The 20,614-nt window shown below is 60.3% G+C and carries 25 protein-coding genes and 2 tRNA genes; 14 read left to right on the forward strand and 13 right to left on the reverse strand.

Annotated features, from left to right (window positions below; all coding sequences use genetic code 11):
* Positions 1-53 precede the first annotated feature (53 nt).
* The 4 genes from thyX (at position 54) to psbC (ending at position 4,734) form a co-directional block, all read left to right on the forward strand.
* Positions 54-827 carry an FAD-dependent thymidylate synthase gene (gene thyX, locus GLL_RS11995; RefSeq protein ID WP_011142318.1) on the forward strand — a complete coding sequence of 258 codons (774 nt, stop codon included), beginning with the start codon at positions 54-56 and terminating at the stop codon, positions 825-827.
* Between the two features lie 223 nt (positions 828-1,050).
* Positions 1,051-2,133 (forward strand): photosystem II q(b) protein, encoded by a 1,083-nt coding sequence (gene psbA / locus GLL_RS12000; protein WP_011140781.1) that lies wholly within the window; start codon positions 1,051-1,053, stop codon positions 2,131-2,133.
* A gap of 131 nt (positions 2,134-2,264) precedes the next feature.
* Positions 2,265-3,326, forward strand: a complete 1,062-nt coding sequence (psbD, locus tag GLL_RS12005; RefSeq protein WP_011142319.1) for a photosystem II D2 protein (photosystem q(a) protein) — start codon at positions 2,265-2,267, stop codon at positions 3,324-3,326.
* Complete coding sequence (gene psbC, locus GLL_RS12010) at positions 3,310-4,734, forward strand: photosystem II reaction center protein CP43 (RefSeq protein WP_011142320.1); 1,425 nt, start codon at positions 3,310-3,312, stop codon at positions 4,732-4,734. Before psbD ends, psbC begins: the two co-directional genes overlap by 17 nt.
* 193 nt (positions 4,735-4,927) lie before the next feature.
* On the opposite strand, the gene GLL_RS12015 is transcribed toward psbC, so the two are convergent.
* Positions 4,928-6,082: a DEAD/DEAH box helicase gene (locus tag GLL_RS12015; RefSeq protein ID WP_011142321.1), complete on the reverse strand. Its 1,155-nt coding sequence runs from the start codon at positions 6,080-6,082 to the stop codon at positions 4,928-4,930.
* A gap of 149 nt (positions 6,083-6,231) precedes the next feature.
* Positions 6,232-6,537 carry an RNA recognition motif domain-containing protein gene (locus tag GLL_RS12020; RefSeq protein WP_011142322.1) on the reverse strand — a complete coding sequence of 102 codons (306 nt, stop codon included), beginning with the start codon at positions 6,535-6,537 and terminating at the stop codon, positions 6,232-6,234.
* 265 nt (positions 6,538-6,802) lie between these two features.
* Between GLL_RS12020 and GLL_RS12025 the strand changes: the two genes are divergently transcribed.
* On the forward strand, positions 6,803-7,066 hold the full coding sequence (locus GLL_RS12025) for a hypothetical protein (protein WP_197529992.1): 264 nt from the start codon (positions 6,803-6,805) through the stop codon (positions 7,064-7,066).
* Between the two features lie 107 nt (positions 7,067-7,173).
* On the opposite strand, the gene GLL_RS12030 is transcribed toward GLL_RS12025, so the two are convergent.
* A tRNA-Lys gene (locus GLL_RS12030) sits at positions 7,174-7,245 on the reverse strand.
* 115 nt (positions 7,246-7,360) lie between these two features.
* On the opposite strand from GLL_RS12030, the gene GLL_RS12035 reads away from it, so the two are divergent.
* A complete protein-coding gene (locus GLL_RS12035) occupies positions 7,361-7,543 on the forward strand; it encodes a hypothetical protein (protein WP_164928991.1) in 183 nt (60 codons plus the stop codon).
* A gap of 82 nt (positions 7,544-7,625) precedes the next feature.
* On the opposite strand, the gene GLL_RS12040 is transcribed toward GLL_RS12035, so the two are convergent.
* Positions 7,626-9,377 carry an ABC transporter ATP-binding protein gene (locus tag GLL_RS12040; RefSeq protein ID WP_011142325.1) on the reverse strand — a complete coding sequence of 584 codons (1,752 nt, stop codon included), beginning with the start codon at positions 9,375-9,377 and terminating at the stop codon, positions 7,626-7,628.
* Between the two features lie 51 nt (positions 9,378-9,428).
* Positions 9,429-10,154: a M23 family metallopeptidase gene (locus tag GLL_RS12045; protein ID WP_164928992.1), complete on the reverse strand. Its 726-nt coding sequence runs from the start codon at positions 10,152-10,154 to the stop codon at positions 9,429-9,431.
* A gap of 100 nt (positions 10,155-10,254) precedes the next feature.
* On the opposite strand from GLL_RS12045, the gene GLL_RS12050 reads away from it, so the two are divergent.
* Positions 10,255-10,617, forward strand: a complete 363-nt coding sequence (locus tag GLL_RS12050; RefSeq protein WP_011142327.1) for a hypothetical protein — start codon at positions 10,255-10,257, stop codon at positions 10,615-10,617.
* On the opposite strand, the gene GLL_RS12055 is transcribed toward GLL_RS12050, so the two are convergent.
* On the reverse strand, positions 10,614-10,895 hold the full coding sequence (locus tag GLL_RS12055) for a DUF6679 family protein (protein ID WP_011142328.1): 282 nt from the start codon (positions 10,893-10,895) through the stop codon (positions 10,614-10,616). The two genes, GLL_RS12050 and GLL_RS12055, sit on opposite strands and share 4 nt — an antisense overlap.
* Positions 10,896-10,985: 90 nt before the next feature.
* On the opposite strand from GLL_RS12055, the gene GLL_RS12060 reads away from it, so the two are divergent.
* The 3 genes from GLL_RS12060 (at position 10,986) to GLL_RS12070 (ending at position 12,213) form a co-directional block, all read left to right on the forward strand.
* Positions 10,986-11,057 (forward strand) — tRNA-Ile (locus GLL_RS12060).
* A 14-nt stretch (positions 11,058-11,071) separates the two neighbouring features.
* Positions 11,072-11,386 carry an FUN14 domain-containing protein gene (locus tag GLL_RS12065; protein WP_011142329.1) on the forward strand — a complete coding sequence of 105 codons (315 nt, stop codon included), beginning with the start codon at positions 11,072-11,074 and terminating at the stop codon, positions 11,384-11,386.
* A 50-nt stretch (positions 11,387-11,436) separates the two neighbouring features.
* A complete protein-coding gene (locus tag GLL_RS12070) occupies positions 11,437-12,213 on the forward strand; it encodes an MBL fold metallo-hydrolase (RefSeq protein ID WP_011142330.1) in 777 nt (258 codons plus the stop codon).
* 36 nt (positions 12,214-12,249) lie between these two features.
* On the opposite strand, the gene GLL_RS12075 is transcribed toward GLL_RS12070, so the two are convergent.
* Complete coding sequence (locus tag GLL_RS12075; protein ID WP_011142331.1) at positions 12,250-13,116, reverse strand: alpha/beta fold hydrolase; 867 nt, start codon at positions 13,114-13,116, stop codon at positions 12,250-12,252.
* Positions 13,117-13,203: 87 nt separating this feature from the next.
* Here GLL_RS12075 and GLL_RS12080 point away from each other — a divergent pair, with 87 nt between their 5' ends.
* Complete coding sequence (locus GLL_RS12080) at positions 13,204-14,019, forward strand: LmeA family phospholipid-binding protein (protein WP_011142332.1); 816 nt, start codon at positions 13,204-13,206, stop codon at positions 14,017-14,019.
* A gap of 4 nt (positions 14,020-14,023) precedes the next feature.
* Here GLL_RS12080 and psbV2 read toward each other — a convergent pair whose 3' ends face one another.
* From psbV2 to gatB, 6 genes are all read right to left on the reverse strand, one after another.
* Positions 14,024-14,575, reverse strand: a complete 552-nt coding sequence (gene psbV2 / locus GLL_RS12085) for a photosystem II cytochrome PsbV2 (protein WP_011142333.1) — start codon at positions 14,573-14,575, stop codon at positions 14,024-14,026.
* A 33-nt stretch (positions 14,576-14,608) separates the two neighbouring features.
* Positions 14,609-15,109 (reverse strand): cytochrome c-550 2, encoded by a 501-nt coding sequence (locus GLL_RS12090; RefSeq protein WP_011142334.1) that lies wholly within the window; start codon positions 15,107-15,109, stop codon positions 14,609-14,611.
* A 20-nt stretch (positions 15,110-15,129) separates the two neighbouring features.
* Complete coding sequence (locus tag GLL_RS12095; protein WP_011142335.1) at positions 15,130-15,330, reverse strand: hypothetical protein; 201 nt, start codon at positions 15,328-15,330, stop codon at positions 15,130-15,132.
* A gap of 101 nt (positions 15,331-15,431) precedes the next feature.
* Complete coding sequence (gene pyrH / locus GLL_RS12100; protein WP_011142336.1) at positions 15,432-16,139, reverse strand: UMP kinase; 708 nt, start codon at positions 16,137-16,139, stop codon at positions 15,432-15,434.
* A 108-nt stretch (positions 16,140-16,247) separates the two neighbouring features.
* Positions 16,248-16,637 (reverse strand): plastocyanin, encoded by a 390-nt coding sequence (petE, locus tag GLL_RS12105; RefSeq protein ID WP_011142337.1) that lies wholly within the window; start codon positions 16,635-16,637, stop codon positions 16,248-16,250.
* A gap of 19 nt (positions 16,638-16,656) precedes the next feature.
* Positions 16,657-18,321: an Asp-tRNA(Asn)/Glu-tRNA(Gln) amidotransferase subunit GatB gene (gene gatB / locus GLL_RS12110; RefSeq protein WP_011142338.1), complete on the reverse strand. Its 1,665-nt coding sequence runs from the start codon at positions 18,319-18,321 to the stop codon at positions 16,657-16,659.
* Between the two features lie 59 nt (positions 18,322-18,380).
* On the opposite strand from gatB, the gene GLL_RS12115 reads away from it, so the two are divergent.
* The 3 genes from GLL_RS12115 (at position 18,381) to GLL_RS12125 (ending at position 20,561) form a co-directional block, all read left to right on the forward strand.
* On the forward strand, positions 18,381-19,049 hold the full coding sequence (locus tag GLL_RS12115; RefSeq protein WP_011142339.1) for a mechanosensitive ion channel family protein: 669 nt from the start codon (positions 18,381-18,383) through the stop codon (positions 19,047-19,049).
* A gap of 24 nt (positions 19,050-19,073) precedes the next feature.
* Positions 19,074-19,802: a Uma2 family endonuclease gene (locus tag GLL_RS12120; RefSeq protein WP_011142340.1), complete on the forward strand. Its 729-nt coding sequence runs from the start codon at positions 19,074-19,076 to the stop codon at positions 19,800-19,802.
* Between the two features lie 93 nt (positions 19,803-19,895).
* The gene (locus tag GLL_RS12125; RefSeq protein WP_011142341.1) at positions 19,896-20,561 is read left to right on the forward strand and encodes an HAD family hydrolase; all 666 of its coding nucleotides are present in this window, start codon (positions 19,896-19,898) and stop codon (positions 20,559-20,561) included.
* Positions 20,562-20,614: the final 53 nt, after the last annotated feature.

Below are 20,614 nucleotides of genomic sequence, written 5' to 3' on the forward strand. Positions count from 1 at the left end.
CTTGGTGGCAAGCGGAGGAGGTAGACTATCCAGGATGTAGAGATCCGGCCGCCATGACCAACGCCCACACGCTCAAGCTCAAAGACATCGCCGGCAAAGATCCGGGCGTCATCCGCGTCCTCGACCAGGGCTTTATCCAGCTGGTGGATTACATGCCCTCCGACTACCCCTTCGGCCAGGTCGTCGAAGGCGCCACTGCCGGGGACATCGCCATCGTGGCCGCCGCCCGGGTCTCCTACGGTACGGTTACCAAGGGAACCGATGCCGACCGCAAGCTTATCGAGTTTCTCCTGCGCCACGGCCATACCAGTCCGCTGGAGATGGTCGAATTCAAATTCATCGTCAAAGCACCGGTGGTGATGTGGTGGCAGCACGTCCGACATCGCATCCAAGAAATGAATTTTCAGTCGGGACGGTATACCCCTTACCCTGAGAACGAGTTCTATCTGCCCGAGAAACTGCGCGCCCAGGACAAGGTCAACAAGCAAGGCTCGGTGCTGGTGGACTTTTTGAGCAGTGACGAAGAGCGGGCATTGCTCGAAGAATTGAGAGCGCACTACGAGGCAGGCTTTTCCTTATATAAGAAGATGCTTGCCAAAGGAGTGGCCAAAGAAATGGCGCGTCTCGCCCTGCCGGGTTGGGCACTCTACCACACCGCCTACGTCAAGATGAACGCCCATGCGCTGATGCACTACCTGGCCAAGCGCACCGAACCCGATGCCCAGTACGAAATCCGGGTTTACGCCCAGGCCATGGAGCGTATATTCGCCGAAAAGCTTCCCTGGGTGCATGACACCTGGCGCAATAGCCGGGGTGCGGCGATGTGAGGGCAAAAGGCTGAGAGTTGCTTAAAATTCTGCAACAATTCTCCCGAAGCCGCTTTCCCGGGCTGGAGGAGGCTTTTAGGGTTTCAAGAACCCATTGGATTCGGTCTATAGTGGCCATTTGCGAGGAGATTGCCGCCTTTCTCTTAGAGAAATATGTGATCCCCTTGATAATTCGTAAAGTAGCTGGTTACATGGAAGCGTAATCTTCGCTCTGAGGAGAGAGATGACTGCAACTCTTGAACGTCGTTCTTCACAAGGGCTGTGGGACCGCTTCGCCGATTGGGTGACCTCCACCAACAACCGCTTCTACGTTGGTTGGTTCGGCGTCCTGATGATCCCCACCCTGCTTTCTGCGACGATTTGCTTCGTCGTCGCTTTTGTCGCCGCCCCGCCGGTGGACATGGACGGCATCCGCGAGCCGATTTCCGGTTCGCTGCTGTACGGCAACAACATCATCACCGGGGCGGTGATCCCGTCTTCCAACGCCATCGGCCTGCACTTCTACCCAATTTGGGAAGCGGCTTCGATGGACGAGTGGCTCTACAACGGCGGCCCCTACCAGCTGGTGGTCTTCCATTTTCTCATTGGGGTGTTTTGCTACCTGGGCCGCGAGTGGGAGCTCAGCTACCGTTTGGGCCTGCGTCCGTGGATCTGCATCGCCTACAGTGCTCCTGTGGCGGCGGCGGCGGCGGTCTTCTTGATTTACCCGATTGGCCAGGGCAGCTTCAGTGACGGTATGCCGTTGGGTATTTCGGGCACGTTCAACTTCATGTTTGTTTTTCAGGCGGAGCACAACATTCTGAACCATCCCTTCCACATGCTGGGGGTGGCGGGTGTGTTCGGCGGTTCGCTGTTCAGTGCGATGCACGGTTCGCTGGTGACTTCTTCATTGATTCGTGAGACGTCGATGGAAGAGTCCCAGAACTACGGATACAAGTTTGGCCAGGAAGAGGAGACGTACAACATCATTGCGGCGCATGGTTACTTTGGCCGTTTGATTTTCCAGTACGCCAGCTTCAACAACAGCCGCAGTTTGCACTTTTTCTTGGCAGCGTGGCCGGTGATTGGGATTTGGTTCACGGCGCTGGGCATCAGTGTGATGGCGTTCAACCTGAACGGCTTCAACTTCAACAGCAGCATCGTGGATTCTCAGGGTCGTGCGATATACACGTGGGCGGACATCGTCAACCGAGCGAATTTGGGAATGGAAGTGATGCACGAGCGCAATGCTCACAACTTCCCCTTGGATTTGGCTGGAACGGAGTCGGCTCCGGTGGCGGTGGGCAACGCCGACCTCAACGGCTAATCGCCTCACTGTCCACTGGTTTAAACTTTCTGGAGAAGGGGGCATAGCTCCCTTCTCCTCCTCCTCAGATAGACCGGTAGCCAGAATTGGCAAGACCGACATAAAACGATCCTTAAACGGAGACTTGAGCAATGACCATCGCTGTAGGAAGAAGTGAGCAGAGCCAAGGGTGGTTCGACGCCCTTGACGACTGGCTCAAGAAGGACCGCTTCGTTTTCATCGGTTGGTCCGGCCTGCTGTTCTTCCCCACTGCTTACCTCGCCGTGGGTGCCTGGCTGACCGGCACGACCTTCGTCACCTCCTGGTTTACCCATGGGCTCGCCAGCTCCTACCTTGAAGGTGGCAACTTCCTGACCGTCGCCGTCAGCTCGCCTGCCGACGCGATGGGTCACTCGCTGCTTCTGCTGTGGGGTCCTGAAGCCCAGGGTGACTTTACCCGCTGGTGCCAGATTGGCGGGCTTTGGGCGTTTATCTCCTTTCACGGCGCTCTGGCGTTGATGGGCTTCATGCTCCGCCAGTTCGAAATTGCTCGCCTGATCGGCATCCGTCCTTACAACGCGATCGCCTTCTCGGCTCCGATCGCCGTGTTCGTTTCGGTCTTCTTGATGTACCCGCTGGGCCAGCACTCCTGGTTCTTCGGCCCCAGCTACGGCGTCAACGGCATCTTCCGCTTCTTGCTGTTCTTCCAGGGCTTCCACAACTGGACGCTGAACCCCTTCCACATGATGGGTGTGGCGGGTGTGCTCGGTGGTGCCCTGCTGTGCGCCATCCACGGCGCCACGGTCGAGAACACCCTGTTTGAAGACGGCGAAGCGCCCAACACCTTCAAGGCCTTCGACCCCGCCCAAGAAGAAGAGACCTACTCGATGATCCTGGCAAACCGCTTCTGGAGCCAGATCTTCGGTATCGCCTTCTCCAACAAGCGCTGGCTGCACTTCTTCATGCTGTTCGTGCCCGTCACCGGTCTGTGGATGGCTTCCATCGGCATTATCGGTGTGGCCCTGAACCTGCGGGCTTACGAGTTCGTTTCCCAGGAAATCCGCGCTGCGCAGGATCCTGAGTTTGAGACTCTCTACACCGCGAACATTCTGATCAACGAAGGTATCCGCGCCTGGATGGGTCCCTACGACCAGAACTACGACGAGACGCTCAAGTTCCCTGAAGAGGTGCTGCCCCGTGGAAACGCGCTTTGATCAGTCGTTTGACGCGCAAAATATTCGCGTCAGACAAGAAGACTACGCCTGGTGGGCGGGCAATGCCCGGCTCATCAACCTGTCCGGTAAGCTCCTCGGAGCGCACGTCGCCCATGCAGGCTTGATCGTGTTCTGGACGGGTGCTATGACCCTGTTCGAACTGGCCCACTTTGAGACGGCCAAGCCGATGTACGAGCAGGGCCTGATTCTCCTGCCGCACCTTGCCACCCTGGGTTGGGGCCTCGGCACCGGCGCGAACGGCTTCCAGGTGGTAGACACCTGGCCCTACTTCGTCGTTGGTGTGCTCCACCTGATTTCTTCGGCGGTGCTCGGTTTCGGCGGCATCTACCACTCGATCTGGGGGCCGGACATCCTGTCGGGCTTCTTCGGCTACGACTGGAAAGACAAGAACAAGATGACCACCATCCTGGGCATCCACCTGATCCTGCTTGGGATCGGTTGCTTCCTGCTGGTGGCCAAGGCCTGCTGGTTTGGCGGCATCTACGACCCCTGGTTCTTCGACAACAACAACCAGTGGGCCGGCCAGGTGCGCACCGTCACCAATCCGACCCTCGACCCGACGGTCATCTTCGGCTACGTCCTGAAGAGCCCCTTCGGCGGCGACGGCTGGATCATCTCGGTGGATAACCTTGAGGACATCATCGGCGGCCACATCTGGATCGGTGCTGTCTGCATCGCGGGCGGCATCTGGCATATCGTCACCAAGCCGTTCGGCTGGGCGCAGCGCTCGTTCATCTGGTCGGGCGAAGCGTACCTGTCCTACTCGCTCGGTGCCCTGTCGCTGATGGGCTTCATCGCCAGTGCCTACGTTTGGTTCAACAACACCGCCTATCCCTCCGAGTTCTACGGTCCTACCGAAATGGAGGCCAGCCACGCCCAGAACTTCGTGTTCATGGCGCGCGACATCAAGCTCGGCACCGACATCGGTGCGGCCCAGGGTCCGACCGGCCTTGGCAAGTACCTGATGCGTTCGCCCTCGGGCCAGGTGATTTACGGCGGTGAAACCATGCGCTTCTGGTCGATCAAGACCCCCCTTGACGAGATGCTCAAGGAAGGTGTTGAGATCCAGAACAACAAGCTGGTCTATCCCGTAGGCGGCACCACCGGCTACTCGGTCGAGAAGATCATGACCGAGATCCAGCCCTGGCAGATCCGTCGCGCCGCCGAGTACATGACCCACGCGGCCATCGGCTCGCTCAACTCGGTGGGTGGTGTGGCGACTGAGATCAATACGATCAACTACACCTCGCCCCGCATCTGGCTGTCGGGAAGCCACTTCATCCTGGGCTTCTTCCTGCTGATTGGTCACCTGTGGCACGCCGGTCGCGCCCGGGCCGCCAACGCCGGCTTCGAGAAGGGCATCGTCCGCGGCACCGAAGGAGCCTAACTTAGGTTGCTTCAAGCCTCGAAGAAAGCCCCTGCTTCGGCGGGGGCTTTTTGTTCTGTTCTACTGATGAAATGATCCACACTGGTGCGGCCTTTATTAGACCTCTAGCATGAACCGAATTGCGGAACGAGTTTCCAATGGTTTGAGCTGTTTATCTTGGCATTCGCGCAAGAAGTCTATTGAACGAGCCCTATCAGCCGGAAAGTCTGGATCCCTGGGGTGCAACGGCATAGTCGAAGTTTAATAGGGTCAGGCGCGGCAGGCGCTTGCCAATGGCGCGCTCGATCGCCCGCAATTGGTCTTCTTCTTCGGGGGAGACGAAGGTGAAGGCGTCGCCGGTGCGCTCGGCTCTCGCCGTGCGGCCGACGCGGTGGATGTAATCCTCAGCGGCCTGGGGGACATCGAAGTTGACGACATGTCCGAGTGCCTCGATGTCGATACCGCGCGAGGCGATGTCTGTGGCCACCAGCACCCGGTACTTGCCGCTTTTGAAGCCCGCCAGAGCCTCGGTACGCTGCCCCTGGGAGCGGTTGCCGTGGATGCGCTCGCAGCTGATTCTGGCTTTGCTGAGATACTCAGACAGGCGGTTGGCGCGATGCTTGGTGCGCGTAAACACGATCACCTGGCGCATCCCTTCGCGCTCCAGCAATTCCAGCAAAAACTTCGATTTAAGATTCTGGGCCACCGGATAGACGCTGTGGGTGATACCGACTGCCGGGGCGGCCTTGCGCTCCTGGTTGAGGGTAACGGGGTTGCGCAGAATTTCGGTGGCGAGCTTGGCGATCGGTCCCGGCATGGTGGCAGAGAAAAAGAGCGTCTGGCGACGGTGGCCCGTGTGTCTGAGGATGCGGCGGATGTCGGGCAAGAAACCCATCTCCAGCATCCGGTCGGCCTCATCGAGCACCAGGATCTCCAGGTTCGCAAGCCGGGCATAGGGCTGATCGAAGTGGTCGAGCAGACGGCCCGGTGTGCCGATCAGCACCTCGACGCCCTTGTGAAAAGCACGCGCCTGGGGCTCAGGGGACACACCGCCGATAATCGAGGCGCCGCGCAGGGCGCTGTAGCGAGCAAGCTGGCCGAGGTGCATCTCGATCTGGCCGGCCAGTTCGCGCGTCGGTGTCAGCACCAGCGCCCGGGTGGTACTGCGGGGCTGGGCAATGAGCTGCTGCAAAATCGGCAATAAAAAAGCGGCTGTTTTGCCGCTGCCGGTCATTGCGCAGGCGAGCACATCGCGGCCCGCCAGTGCCGGTGGTATGGCCAGAGTCTGGATGGGCGTGGGCTGGGTAAAACCCAATTGCTCAACAGCGCGCACCAGGTCCGGGTGCAATTGGAGATCAGCAAAAGTCATAGGTGATTGCCTCAGTGGGTGATGGGAGTGCCTGGCACGACAGAAGGCCGCAAGACGTTCCGGCAACCGCCCACTAGGCGCAAATTCAAGCAAACGGTGCAAGGCGGCCGGTGCAACAGTCCTGCACCGGCCGCCGATTCGCACGGGTTTTAGTAGCGGCGATCCCGGCCGCCGCCGCCGCCGCCACGGTTTCCACCACCACCGCCGCCGCGGTCGGGGCGGGGTTCTGCTTTGTTGACGCGCAGCTCGCGGTTATTCCAGGTCGCTCCGTCCAGTTCTTCGATGGCCTTGGCCTCGGCCGCTTCGTCCATGTCGACGAAAGCAAATCCGCGCGGACGGCCGCTCTCACGGTCGGTCGGGATCTTGACCGACTTCACTTCACCGTACTCAGCGAAAGCCTCGGCGATTTCCTGCTCGGTGGCAGAAAAGGGCAGATTACCAACAAATATCGTCACAGTATGTCTCCGGAAAAAACTGACCAACCGCAAAGAACATGAAAGTGACTTTACCGCTGGCTAGGCTGCTCCACCCTAGCACAGGGAAGCTGGGTGAACTGTCGGCTGCATAGCAGTGGCCCGTTGTCTGGCACATTTGCCGGGAATAGGCCATGATCTGGCCATCGAACCGTGGTGGTGCCGGATGCCCGACATTCCCTCTCTTTGTGCTCTTTCGACTGCTCACTGCGTCGCGCTTTGTGCCTTATTGATCCCGGCGAACCTGGTGAGCACCGCCTTTACCCTTGGTCTCGCCGTACTGCGGTATCCGACCGAGCGGGTGCGGCGGGCAGCGGTCCTGAGCGTCCTGTGTGTCCTGGCAATGGTCCTGCACGTATTGAGCTGGTTTGTGCTGGGGGTCGTTATGGCCCCGACCTACATCCTGCTTATCCTGGCTGGGATATGTCTCAGTCTCAATCTTTGGGTCGTCGCTCACCCGGTCAGCCTGCAGCGAGGGATCGCGCGACTTGGCAAATTGCGCAGCACTTGAAAATGGGCGCAGCGGTCTAGCACACAACTGTTGGCGCAGGAGTACATGAACGCCTATTCCGCCAGCCACGATAGCTCGTAAACTTGCAAAACAATGGGTGGGAAAAATGGGTCGGGTGGGGATCGAACCCACGCAACACCGGTTAAAAGCCGGATGCTCTACCGCTGAGCTACCGACCCACAGCAGCCACAAGCTTTCTCAATATAACAGGACGGCTGCTCTGTCAGCAGCCCCACTGACGGCCCTAAAGCCCGGTGGGCTATCCTGGCAATAGATGTGGTTCGAGGGTGCACCGTGTTCGGACTGATTCTCTTTCTTGCCCTGGCGGTCTATATCACCGGCGCCTGGATGTTCTCGCGGGGAGCACGCCGCTTTTACTCCGAAGATCAAGTGTGGACGCTGGCCGCCATGTGGCCGGTGCTGCTGTTGACCTCTTCGCAGTTTCGCAGAAACTTCAACCGCGCCCTCAAGCCCTGATCGTCGGCAAGAGGACCTGCATGACAACCGAAAGGTCCTGCAGACCCGCCCAGGTGTACCTGGGCGGGTTTTGCATCGGGGCTCAAACCGAGGCGCGTTCGAACTGGCGGTTGTAGAGCGCCGCGTAAACGCCGCCGCTGTCGATCAGGCTGAGATGATTCCCAGCCTCGATAATCCGGCCGCGCTCAAGCACCAGGATGCGATCGGCGTCGCGGATGGTGGACAGGCGATGGGCGACGATGATCACGGTGCGATCTTGCATTAGACGGTTGAGCGCTTCTTGCACCAGCGCCTCCGATTCGTTGTCAAGGGCGCTGGTTGCTTCATCGAGGATCAAAATCTTCGGATCCAACAGCACGGCGCGGGCGATAGCGATGCGCTGGCGCTGACCGCCGGATAAACCCCGTCCCCCCTCGCTCACCTTCGCGTCGTAGCCCCCGGGCAAGTCCTGAATAAACTCGTGGGCGTTGGCAATCTTGGCCGCCCGGACAATTCTGTCCAGCATGCCCTTGATGTCGGCCTCGTCGCAGCCGTAGGCAATGTTCTGGGCGATGGTGCCGGAGAACAACAGCGTTTCTTGAGGCACAATACCGATCTGACGGCGCAGGCTCTTGAAGGTCACCGCGCGCACGTCCGTTCCATCGATGCGCACGGTGCCCTGCTGTGGGTCGTAGAAGCGGGGCAGCAGATTCACCAGCGAAGACTTGCCGGACCCGGAAGGACCGACTAGGGCAACCACCTCTCCCGGCTCGACACGCAAGTTGACATTGTTGAGCACCGGGCGATCGTCGGCGTAGGAAAAATCGATATTGCTAAACTCGATGCGTCCTTTGACCGGACTGAGGGGAACGGCATCCGGCGCCTGCAACACGGTCGGCTTCAAATCAAATAATTCGAAGACCCGGTCAGCAGAAGCACCGGCCTGGCGTAACTCGTTAAGGTTCTCGGTGATCATCCGCACCGGATCAAGGAGTAGGCCGATGCCGGTGGCAAAAGAGGCAAATTCGAAAGCCGGCAGGTTGCCGGCGCTAATCTGCCAGGCGCCTACCCAGAAAACCAACAGCACCCCCAGAGCCTGCATCAAACCGATGACCGGATACTGGATGGCTTTGATCTGTTCGGTGCGAAAGCGCGCCAGCCGGTTTTCATCGGACAATTCGCCAAAACGGCGCTGCTCGTAATCTTCGGCGGCAAAAGCCCGGATGATGCGGATGGCACTGAAAATTTCATAAAGTCGCGAGGACAAATCGGCGATCTGCTCCTGGCTGGTGCGCGACAAATCAGCCAGCTTGTTGCCGAACCACCCGAAAAGCCAGCCGATGAGCGGGGAGACCACCAGCGTCACCAGGGTCAACTGCCAGTTGAGGTAGATGAGATAGCTCACCACCGCGATAATCGTGAGCACACAGGGGATGAACTGGTTAAAGAAGCGCCGCAAAATTTCGCCAAGTTTGTCGATGTCGCTGGTCAAACGCACGGTCAAATCCCCCGTGCGCTGGGAAGCAAAACTCGCCAGATCCAGCGACTGCAAGTGGGCGTAGACGCGCGCGCGCAAGTCGGTGATCGCCTGCAGAGCGGCTTTGGCCATCAGAGTGTCCTGGCCGTACTGAAAAATACCGCGCACCACGAACACCCCAAAGGTGATCCAGGCAAGCTCCGTAATCGCCGAGAGATTGCCCTCACCCAAAAATTTGGTCAGCCGCCCAACCATGTAGGCCAACAGCGGCATCGTCGAAACAAACCCGATCATCGAGGCCAGCGCCGCGAAAATCACGCGCCGGTGCGGCGCAACATAGGGTATCAGGCGGCGATAGTTTTCTGGTAACCAGGCCATCTCGCGTTCAGTCACTATTTCAAATTGTGACACGATTGCGGCGCCGTCAGGCTACAGCGAAAGGAGGGTTGCCGGATCGATGGCCTGCCAGGTCGCTGTGGCCGACTTGCGCCAGTACTCAAAATGCAGGTAAGGAGCCGTGGCCAGGCCGCTGCTGCCGACCCGGCCGATCGGGGCTCCTTTTTGCACCCATTCGCCCGGCCGGACCAAAACCTCCTGCAAATGCCCGTAGCGGCTTCGCCCTCCCTCGCTGTGGCCCAGCACCACGGCGTTTCCTAGCGGACCCGTCGCACCGGCCGCCAGCACCAATCCGGCCGCCGCCGCCGCCACAGGCGTTCCCTGGGCCGCAGCCAGGTCGATACCGCGGTGAAAGGTGACCGCCCCGGTCAGCAGGTGGATGCGCTCACCGAATGGAGCAATCACAGGCGCCGCCACGGATAAAGGTGAGACCAGAGCTTCGGTAGTAGCTTCCGGCACCTCTACCGGCACCAGCGAGTCGAGCAGCGGAGCGGCAACTGCCAGGGGCACAGCGGCCTGGGCGGGGCGGGCTCCCACGCGCGGTGGTTTGGGCAGACGGCGCGGGCTGGGACGGCTGATCTTCAGGCGTAGCGGCGCAGCAGGGATAGGGATCGCCTCCGGAAGTACTTGAGGGCTTGCCGGGTCAATCAGGCTGACAGCACTGCCCATCGCTTCTTGAGAAGCCGACACCGCCCAGGGAATGCCCAGAGCAGCGATCAGGACTGCGCACAACAGGGCACTAGAGAGCCGTGGAGGCATGCAATATCTTTCCAACGGGGCGAATGAGCAAGAGTTTATCGCAAAGGCCCACCGATGCCAACCGGGCTGATAGCCTGGTGGGTGTACGACTGGGTCCGGCATGCGCGCAACGGATTTTGATTTGGGGGAACTGATCGGCAGGGCATTGCTGGCCGGTTTGGGGGCGGCGGCACGGCTTGCGGAAGCTCTCGATCGGCCGGGACAATTGGGCGAGCAAGTCTATCTGCTGCAGCGCGAACTGGATAGACCTGAGCAACTGGCAGCGGCTCTGATGCGCAAAGGTGAACGGACCCTCGCCGAAGCACGCGCCTACGTCGAAGGCCGACCGTTGCCTGGGCCGAGCGAAACCGCCATTGTCCGCTGCGTGAGCCTTGACGATGTAGACCTACCGGCATTGCACGCCGAGATGGCCCGACTGCGCTCAGCCATCCGGGCACATGCCAGGCAAGCCGAAACGGACTAGCGTTCCGACTCGGGGCAGTCTTCGGCAATAAGCATCGCACTGTCGTGGCGCTTGGAGAGAGTCGACAGCTTGCGCGTCACCGAGCCGATATTGTCGATGCGAATGATTTCTTCCCAGGAGGCAATTTCGTCTTCATCGTCGGTGGTGTAGCGCACGGTCACCACGTCGCCTTCGATGTCAAGGATGCGTACCTGCTCCAGCCAGCGTCCCTGGTCGCGCAAAAAGAGGCACACATCGAGTTTGTCCTGGCAGATCTGGTACAGCTTGCGGTGAAGCATTTGTTAGTGAATCAAGCCTGTGGCTCTGGCGAGAAAACAGACGTAGGGCAACGCCCGGCCTTGTCCCAGTATACTGGGTAATCAAAACGGCGGCGGTTGGCTGATTGGTAAAGCGGCGAACTCATAATTCGTGACATACTGGTTCGAATCCAGTACCGCCGAGATCGACTCCTCCCATGGAACAACTGAACAGCCAAGACTGGGCCTCGTGGTCTATTCAGCTCGGAGCCGGAGCCCTGAGTGGCATCGCAATCGGTTATGCAATACGCAAACTGGCGTTGGTGGCGCTTTTTTTTGTCGGTCTCGGGCTGGTGTTCGTGTACGCACTCACCCAGTGGGGTATGGCCAGTGTAGACTGGCGGGCCTTCGACGCTCAGCTGCAGTGGGTGGCCCGCCAGTGGCAGCAATGGGCCTCCGGCCTGTTTGACAATTTGAGTGTGACCGGCGCGGGCTTTGCGGCCGGTGTGCTGCTCAGCCTGCGGCTGCGCTGAAGGCGGTGCGGCAAAAGTACAATTGAGTGAATCGACTTGGGTAACGGCGGATGAAGCTCACGCGCATCGATCTGAATTCCTGGATTGTCGAGATGGCGGGACAGGTTATCTTGATCGATCCCTGGCTGGTCGATCCGCTCGTATTCGGCGCCGGTTGGTTGATTGAGCTAAGCCACGTCACTCCCCCCGCCTTTACCCCCGAGACGCTGCCGCCCGTCGATTTGTTGTTGATCTCCCAGGCCCAGCCCGACCACTGCCACCGCCCGACCCTCGAACGCCTGTCGCGGGCGCTCCCGGCGGTGGCTTCCCCGGCTGCCGCCCGGGTACTGCGCGAACTCCAATTTTCCAGCGTGCAGGCGCTCACAAATTTTGAGCAGTTCCGTCTTGGGAACCTGCGCGTTACGGCCGTGCCCGGAGCCGAGGTCCAGTTCGAGCAAGAAAACGGTTATTTGCTTCGCGACGAGGGCACCGGCGAGACGCTCTACTACGAGCCGCATCGGAGTACGCCCGAGATTCAGCGGCGGGTGGTAGGTCTGGGCAGTGTCGATGTGCTGATGATGCCGGTGGTGGGATTGCAGCTGCCATTGCTCGGAGAAGTGGTGATGGGGCCGGAAAGTGCCCTGGCGATGGCCAGAACTGTCAAACCCGACACGATTGTGCCCACGACCCTGGGAGAAGTGCACACAGGTGGGATCGCCGGTCAGTTGTTCAAACCCACCGGCAGCGTCGAAGAGTTTACGGACAAACTTACCGCAAGCGGCCTTGCCAGCCGGTTTTTGCACCCGGCTCCCGGGGAGACTCTCGAACTGGTATTTTCCAGGCGCTGAGTGAAAACGCCTTCAACCACCCAGGGCCATTCGGGGCTAGGAAATTTGCTCGGCCCACTCGCTCAAGTAAGCGTTGACCAGTTCGGGCCGCTCGTCGTGGGGGCAATGGCCCGCTGGAATCAACTGCAATTGACCGCTCGGGTACGCCTCGAGAAAGCGCTTTGCCCGATCGACGTTCATCCAGGGATCGCTCTCGCCCCACAGCAACAACAGCGGTCGCCGGAGGCTTCCCAGCAATTCGTCGACGTAGCGGCCCTGGGGAGTCTGGAAGACCGAGGCAAACACTACCGCCGCCCCCGGATCGCACGAAGGGCGATAAATGTCGGCGACCAGCTCGTCTGTCACCGCACCCTGGTCGTGGTAGACCTGGCCCAGCACTCGCCGGATGTTCGAGGGTTGGCGAAAATACTGAAACAGCAGCCAGCTTGCCCAACTCTGGGAGAAAAAGCCCTTGGCCACCTCGCCGGTCAATTTCTGAAACGCATTCGGCTGGGGGGCTCCCGAAAACGGCCCCGCACCATTGATGAGCACCAGGCCCTTTACCCATTCCGGGTGGTCCGCGGCCAGCACCAGGGCCGCGTAGCCGCCCAGGGAATTGCCCGCCACCACCGGCGGCCGGCCGATAATCTCGCTTGTAAAATCGCGCAGTTGATCGCGCCACAACTCGCCGCTGTAGGCGATGTTGGGCTTTTGGGTGCGGCCAAACCCCAATAGATCGACAGCCCAGACCGGATGGTGCTCACTGAGCGGCCCGATGTTCTTGCGCCAGTGGTCGGTGGAGGCTCCGAAGCCATGCACCAACAGCAGAGGCACTCCGGGTCGGTCGGTGCCGGCTTCGACGTAGTGAACCTGCCAGCCGCGCCAGGTCCATCTTTTACTGGTGCTCGCCAAAGATGTTGCCATTACTTAACATTTTAGCGGACCGCCGGACAGAGGAAACGGCAGTTTGCCTATGCCATCGTGGAATCGTTGTGCGAGAGGACTTGCTGCATGAGCCGGCGTGCCGTACTGTGGGCAACAACCTTCGTGATGCTTGCGAGCGTGTTTGGTCTGCCCGTTCAATCCCAGATGCTCAGCAACCTGCTCGGCCCGTTGCTGGAGGCGTGGATCCGCACCCAGGTCCAGCAGGTAGACGACCTGCGCGTTGCGGTGAGCGGACCGGATAGCGAAGTGGCGGGCGGGCGCATCCAGAGTATCGAAATTTCTGGCCGCAACATTGTCTACGAGGGAATTCCCGCCCGCTCGCTCGCGATGCGCGGCTCCGACATTCGCCTGGATACTCGCGGCAGTCTGGCAGGCGGCGGGTTGCGCCTCGAAAAGTCCGTCCTTGCCGATCTGGCCTTGCGCCTCTCCGAGCAGGACATCAATACCTACCTGGCTTCCCGGGCCTTTCAAGACCAGGTGCGCGATCTCAAAATTACGCTGCCTGCACAATTCGGCGGTGACGGCACGACGCAGATTCCGCTCGAGATCCGCAACCCGCGCGTGCGGCTATTGGCCGACCGCCTGGAAGTCCAGGCCGTGGTGCGCCTCGAAAACGGCGAACCGGCTGCGTTGCGCTTAGCCAGCGGCGTGGCGGTTGCCTCCCCGCGCGAACTGCGGCTTGTGGAGCCCCGCATCGTCTCCGAGAACGGTCAGAGCGCTCCTCTCGAAGCGCTCGTCAATCTGCCCATCTTGCTTGGGCCGGAAGTGGAAGTGCGGCGGGTGTCCCTGACCCCCGGCATGCTCGTGCTGGAAGGTTCCTACCGCATCGAGGCCGCCCCGCCGGTGGCGGGCGCTGCGGACCGACGCCCGCAGGTACGCTGAGGCGTTACGGCGGTGCCGTCGTCATCGAATCCTGGTTGGCTTCCAGACGCGCGGTTCCCCAACCCCTGGCCTTCTGGGAGGCGCGCAGAATAAACGCGGCCAGATTCTGAGCTTCGTCGTCTTCGATCCAGTCGCTCTTGCGGCAGTTGAAAGTCTCCTCGCTGCCGTCGTAGCTCATCGGCAGGCGCATGTACTGCACCAGAGACTGAATGTTGTCCCGTGGGGGGGTGGCTCCCTGCAGCTTGGCAAGCGCCAACGAGACTTTGGGGTTGGGCGTGGTGGTGCCCCCCACGTGGCAGTTCTGGCAGTTCGATTCGAACAGTTTCTTGCCGGCGTAGATCTGCTGGGGGCTGAAAGTCTGCAAATTGCCCACCCCGTCGGCCGGCAGGTCCACCGGTCCACGCACCCCCAGGTTGACGGTGACGTACTTGTCTTTGAGTGCGGCGGCGTCCCTGTCGTCGTCTGCACCGCTACAACCCGCAAGCAGCAGGCCGCACAGGCCCAATACAAAGGCGCTGCGCAAAGTCGAGGCACGCCGACAATGCCCGAACGTCATAAAGATTCCCCCTGTATCTATAGAGTGCCCGAGCTAGCGGGTGTCCTTGCCCTGGCCCCAGTTGGGGTTGGAGGTCGCTTCTTTGATAATGTGCCCGGCAATCAGCCGCAGCTTTTCGTCGCCCAGACCCGTGAAGGAGGCGTGCTCGCCCGTCTTTAGCAGGTCGGTCCGGCCGTCGTAGCTCGTCGGCTTTTTCATGTAATCGACCAGGCCGGCGACGGTGTTGCGCGGCGGGGTGGCATTGGTCAGCGCGTCGTAGGACAGGCTGACGTCGGTGCTGTTGTAGGTGCCGTAGGTCTGGCCGCCGACGTGGCAGCGCCCGCACTCGGCCTGGAACAGCTTTTTCGCCTGTTTGAGATCGGCGGTGCTGAAGTTTGAAAGCTCACCGGTGGCGGCGGAGACCACGTCCGGTTTGGCGACCGGGGCGGGCTCGCTGGGTGCTTCAGCGGTGGTGCTCTGCTCGCCGCCGGCACAACCGGCCACGGCCAGGGCAAGGGCTAGGGTCGCTAGCCGTCCGAACTGCCTGCTAAACATAGAATGCTTAGTTCTCCTCTTCAACTGCGGGGTTCCTCGATCAGCTCGACACGGGGGTGGTTGCGCACCTCCAGGATGATACGCTTGGCGTCCTCGAGGGCGAGTTGGCTGTGCTCATCCTGAAAAGGAATATCAAACCGCCGGCAAATAGTGAAGACCTGGGCGATATTCAGACCGTAGTCCTCGGCCAATGCAGCGATCGAAACGTCTGCAAATCCCATGGCACTTCCCTGACAGGCGTGATCCCACCCCATTGTGCATCATTCGGTCCGTTGCGCATAGATTTCGGCAAGGCCCGCCTGCACCGGCCGTCAGACGGGATTTAACAGACGTAAGTGCCCACCGCCTCGCCCTGCACCGCCCGGTAGATGCTGTTTTTTTCGAAGACATTGAAAACCAGGATCGGGATGTTGTTTTCGCGGCACAGGGCGATGGCGGTCGAGTCCATCACCCGCAGATTTTGGACCAGCACTTCGTGGAAGGTAATTTTCTCGAAGCGCACCGCCTGGGGGTTGAACTTCGGATCGCTGTCGTAGATGCCGTCGACGCGGGTCGCTTTAAAGATTACCTGAGCGTCGATTTCGGCGGCGCGCAGGGCGGCGGTGGTGTCGGTGGTAAAAAATGGATTGCCCGAACCGGCCCCGAAGATGACCACCCGTCCTTTTTCGAGGTGGCGCATCGCCCGGCGGCGGATAAACGGCTCGGCCACCTCCTTCATCTCGATGGCCGAGAGTAACCGCGTCTGGACCTGGAACTGCTGTTCGAGGGCATCCTGCAGCGTCAGGGCGTTCATCACCGTGGCGAGCATCCCGACGTAGTCGGCCGTCGCCCGGTCCATTCCCGAGGAGCTCGCCTTGACGCCGCGGAAGATATTGCCGCCGCCCACCACCACCGCCAGTTCGGTACCCGCTTCCACCACCCGGGCGATCTCACCGGCAAGCGACTTGACTACCTCCGGGTCGATCCCGAATTCGCGGTCGCCCATCAGGGCTTCCCCGCTCAGCTTCAAAAGGACGCGGCGATACTTCATGGCGATTTGGCGCTGGCTAGAGAGGATTGTCCTGTCAAAGAATAACACCCTCGATCAAAAAACCGGCCCGCAGGCCGGTGGGTGAAATAAAGACCGCTATGCGGACACTTATTTGATAGTCAGCGTGCCGACCATGCCGGTGCTCTTGTGGGGGGTGCAGTAGAAGGCGTAGTCTCCCTTCTTGGCGTTGGCCGGAATGGTCGAAATGTAGGAATCTTTGGGTTTGTTGAGCAGCTTGCTCTGGCTCATCGCCTTCGCCCCGGCCGGGTCGGCCGACTTGGCGGCATCGAAGACGGCATTATGGGGGCCGGCCTTGTTCATCGTCCATTTGATCGTATCGCCGGGTGCCGCGTCGATCTTGGCAGGGACGTAGACAAGCCGGCCGGTGTCGGCACCCATCTTGACTTCGATTTCTTTGGCACCGGCAGCCAGGCCAGTGGCGCAGACCGCCACCAGGGCAGCCAGCGAGCAAGCTGCAAATTTAGACCATGAGATCATTTCGGAGGTTCTCCATGCATTATGCGTGGGCGTCTTGGTGACTAACGGGCGTGTCCGGCTCTTCGGAAGCGGCGGTGATGGCTTCTGCCGACCCGGCCTCGGCGGTGATCGCTTCGGTGGGTGCCTCGGGTGGGGCATCCTCGACAGCGGGGGGCGCCTCGGGGGTCTCGGCGGCAGACTCCGGCTCCGGGGGCGGTGCAGTCGGTTGCTCGGCAAGCTTGCTTTGCAATAGATCGTTGACCACCTGCGGGTCGGCGCGGCCGGCCGTCTTCTTCATCACCTTGCCGACGAAGAATCCGAGTAATTTGGTGCGTCCACCCCGGTAGGCAGCCACCGAATCGGATTCTCCAGCCAGCACCTCATCCACGATCTGTTCAAGCTGCCCCCTGTCACTGATTTGTGTCAGACCGCGCTCTTCGACGAGGGCGCGTGGGGAGCCCCCTTTCTCGAACAGGTCGGGTAGAAGCTCGTTAGCTATCCGGTTGCTAATAATACCCTGGTTGATGAGCGCAAGCAATTCGGCCGAAACCTCGGGAGTGACCTTGATCTGCGAAATCGACCGGCGCGTCTCGTTGAGGTGGGCGGCCACCGCCCCGCTGACGAAGTTGGCCGCCTGCTTGGCAGGTATCCCCAGGGCCACTACTTGCTCGAAATATTCGGCCACCTCGCGCTCGTCGGTCAGCACGCCCGCGTCGTAGGACGACAATCCGAGCGTCTCGCGGTAGCGATGGCGTTTTTGTGCGGGAAGTTCGCCAAGCCGCTGCCGGTAAGCGTCGATCTGAGTGCCATTTAGTGCAATCGGCACGAGATCCGGTTCCGGGAAGTAGCGGTAGTCGTTCGCTTCTTCTTTGGAGCGCATCGAGATGGTGCGCTGGGTGGCTTCGTCCCACAGCCGGGTCTCCTGCACGATGCGCTCGCCTGAGAGGAGGCAATCGACCTGGCGGGCAAATTCGTACTCCACCGCCCGCTGCAGCGAGTTGAAGCTGTTGAGGTTTTTGATTTCGACTTTGGTGCCGAATTTGCCCTCGCCTGCGGGCCGCACCGAAATGTTCAGATCGAAGCGCAGCGAGCCCTCCTGCATGTTGCCGTCGCACACCCCGAGATAACGCACGATGCGGCGCAACTCCCCGGCGTAGGCGGCAGCCTCGGCGGCTGTGCGGATGTCCGGCTCCGAGACGATCTCGCACAACGCCACCCCGGCGCGGTTAAAGTCGACCAGCGAATGGGTCGAACCCGAGAGGCGATCTGCCCCGGCGTGCACGAGCTTGCCCGCGTCCTCCTCCATGTGCAGCCGGGTGATGCCGATGCGTTTGGCCGGTTCGCCCTCCACCTCGATTTCAAGCCAGCCGCGCTCCGCCAGGGGCAGGTCGTACTGCGAGATCTGGTAATTTTTGGGCAGGTCCGGATAGAAGTACTGCTTGCGGTCGAACTTGCTCAGCCCCTGGGGATGGATCTGGCAGTTGAGGGCACTGGCAGTCAGCACCGCGTAGTCGAGGGCCTGCTGGTTGAGCACCGGCAGGGTGCCCGGCTGGCCGGTGCAGATCGGGCAGATGTTCGTGTTGGGGGTGTTGCCGAAGCGGGTCGAACACCGGCAGAATAGCTTCGTCTCGGTGGAGAGCTGTACATGCACCTCCAGGCCGATCACCGCTTCGTACTGGACTTTGGGTGGGGCCGTGCTGGTCATAAAGCTTGCATTCAACCGTTCGTCGTTCTCAATTTTGGCATAGAGGGTACAAGGGAAGCATGGAGAACGGCAGCTGGCAACTGGTCCTCACCCGATTTCAGCAGAGCATCCTCGATCTGCTGTTTCTCTACTTGCCCAACCTCGTCGGCGCCCTGCTGATTTTTTTGGTGGGTTGGCTGATTGCCGGGGTGGCAAGCCGGGTGGTCAGCGGCATTTTGCAGCGGGTCAATTTTCAAAAACTGCTCGGGGAGAATTTCAATCTGCAGCTATTCGAGAACACGACGCTGCGCATCGACGCGCCGCGCCTGAGCGGCCAGGTGACCTACTGGTTTTTGTTTGTCACCTCGGTACTGCTCGCGGCCGACGCGGCCAACCTGCCTCAGGTCGAGCAGTTCGTGACGGGTTTGTTCACCTACGTACCCCAGATTCTCTCGGCTCTCGCCATCGTGCTGCTGGCGGTCGTGCTCGGTTCGCTGCTGCGCCGGATCATTGTGGCAAGCCTGCCCGCGGGCTACGCCTACGTCGGCTCCGCCGTCCAGGCTTTGATCTACGGTCTGGCGCTGTTGGCGGCGCTTGCGGAGCTGGGCATCTCGCGGGTAGTGATTTACATTCTAATAGGCGGCATTGTCGGTCTGGTGACGATCAGCGGCGGCATCGCCTTCGGCTTGGGAGGCCGCGAGGCGGCACGCGAAATCATCGACCAGATACGCAAGCCGCGCGAGCCTTAGATGCAGCTCCCGGTGTATCTTTGAATGAAGACGGCCAACTCGAAAGCCTATAGAAGACAGCCAGTTGGGAAAAAGTCAGTGACAAAAACTGCAGATGCAACTGGGAATGCTTCAACGGCGGAACGAGATCAAAACATCGTTCTGCCCAATGTCACCTGGCAAGCTTTCCAGGCCATCCTCAAAGCATTGCCCGAGGGGCGCTCTGTGCGCTTAGCTTACCATCAGGGAACCCTTATCCTCATGAGCCCATCGAAGAAGCATGAATGGGCTAATCGGTTATTGGAAAGGTTTATTGTCGCCTTTTGCGAGGAACTTAATGTCGCAGTAGAAAGTCTCGGTTCAACTCTTTGGGAGAGTGAACTGGTCGCGAGCGGCATTGAGCCTGACAGTTGTTTTTATATCCAAAATGAACGGGCTGTTCGAGGCAAGGAAATAATTGACTTGTCGGTGGATCCACCGCCTGACTTGATGGTTGAAGTCGATATCACTAACTCGTCAAAGGGAAAATTTCCTATTTGCGCGGCGCTTGGAATACCCGAGCTGTGGATATACGACGGAGATGCGTTAAGCATCTATCACTTGCGGCAAGATTTCTATGCGGAGTCCCAAACCAGCCTTGTCTTTGAGCGCATATCGGTCCTTCAACTGACAAACTTTATCGAGCTTGGCCAATCGGAAGGCATGAGCGCTGCTGTTGCCGCTGCACGGATCTGGTTCCGGCAGCAGAGGGACTCAGGAGCGCCGCTCGACTAAGGACAACGACCGAGACGCCCTGCGTGTGACGCGCCGCACAGCGCGTAAACTCCGGTCGTTGCTACCAATAGGGAGCAACACCAAGGGATAGCGATGCTCGCAGCACTGTTTTTTGATCTTGACGGAACCCTGGCCGACACCGATCCCCTGCACTTTCAAGCCTGGCAGGAATTGTTGGACGAACTTGGCCTTGCCATCGACCGGACTTTTTACCGCACGCGCATCAGCGGCCGGCTCAACCCGGATATTGTCAAAGAGCTGCTGCCGGCACTTTCTCCTGAAGAAAGTAACCAGTTCATCGAGCGCAAGGAAGGCCGGTTTCGGGAGCTGGCAACCGGGCTTGCACCGCTGGCCGGGGCGCTCGACGTGCTCAACTGGGCGAACGGTCGAGGGCTCAAGTACGCCCTGGTGAGCAACGCCCCCAGCGAGAACGCCCGCTTCATGCTGGGGGCGCTGAAATTGGAGAAGGCATTTGCGACGATGGTTTTGGGGGAGGAGGTGGCCGCGGGCAAACCCGACCCGCTACCTTACCGGGTGGCTCTCGAACGGCTGGGGGTGAGCGCTTCGCGGTCGCTCGCCTTCGAGGATTCACCTTCGGGGGTGCGATCGGCGGTGGGGGCGGGCATTCCCACCGTCGGCATCGCCACCACCCACCCACCGGAAAATCTGCTCGAACTGGGGGCCAAGCTCGTGATCCCCGACTTCGACGACCCACGGCTCTGGGTGTTGCTGCGCAGCGCCGGATCGCTTGAGTGCTGAGAAATAGTTAGGCCATCTGCGCCGGGTCAGAGGAGGAAGTGCGTATGGCTCCT

The organism is Gloeobacter violaceus PCC 7421 (assembly GCF_000011385.1).
Taxonomy (GTDB): Bacteria; Cyanobacteriota; Cyanobacteriia; order Gloeobacterales; family Gloeobacteraceae; genus Gloeobacter; species Gloeobacter violaceus.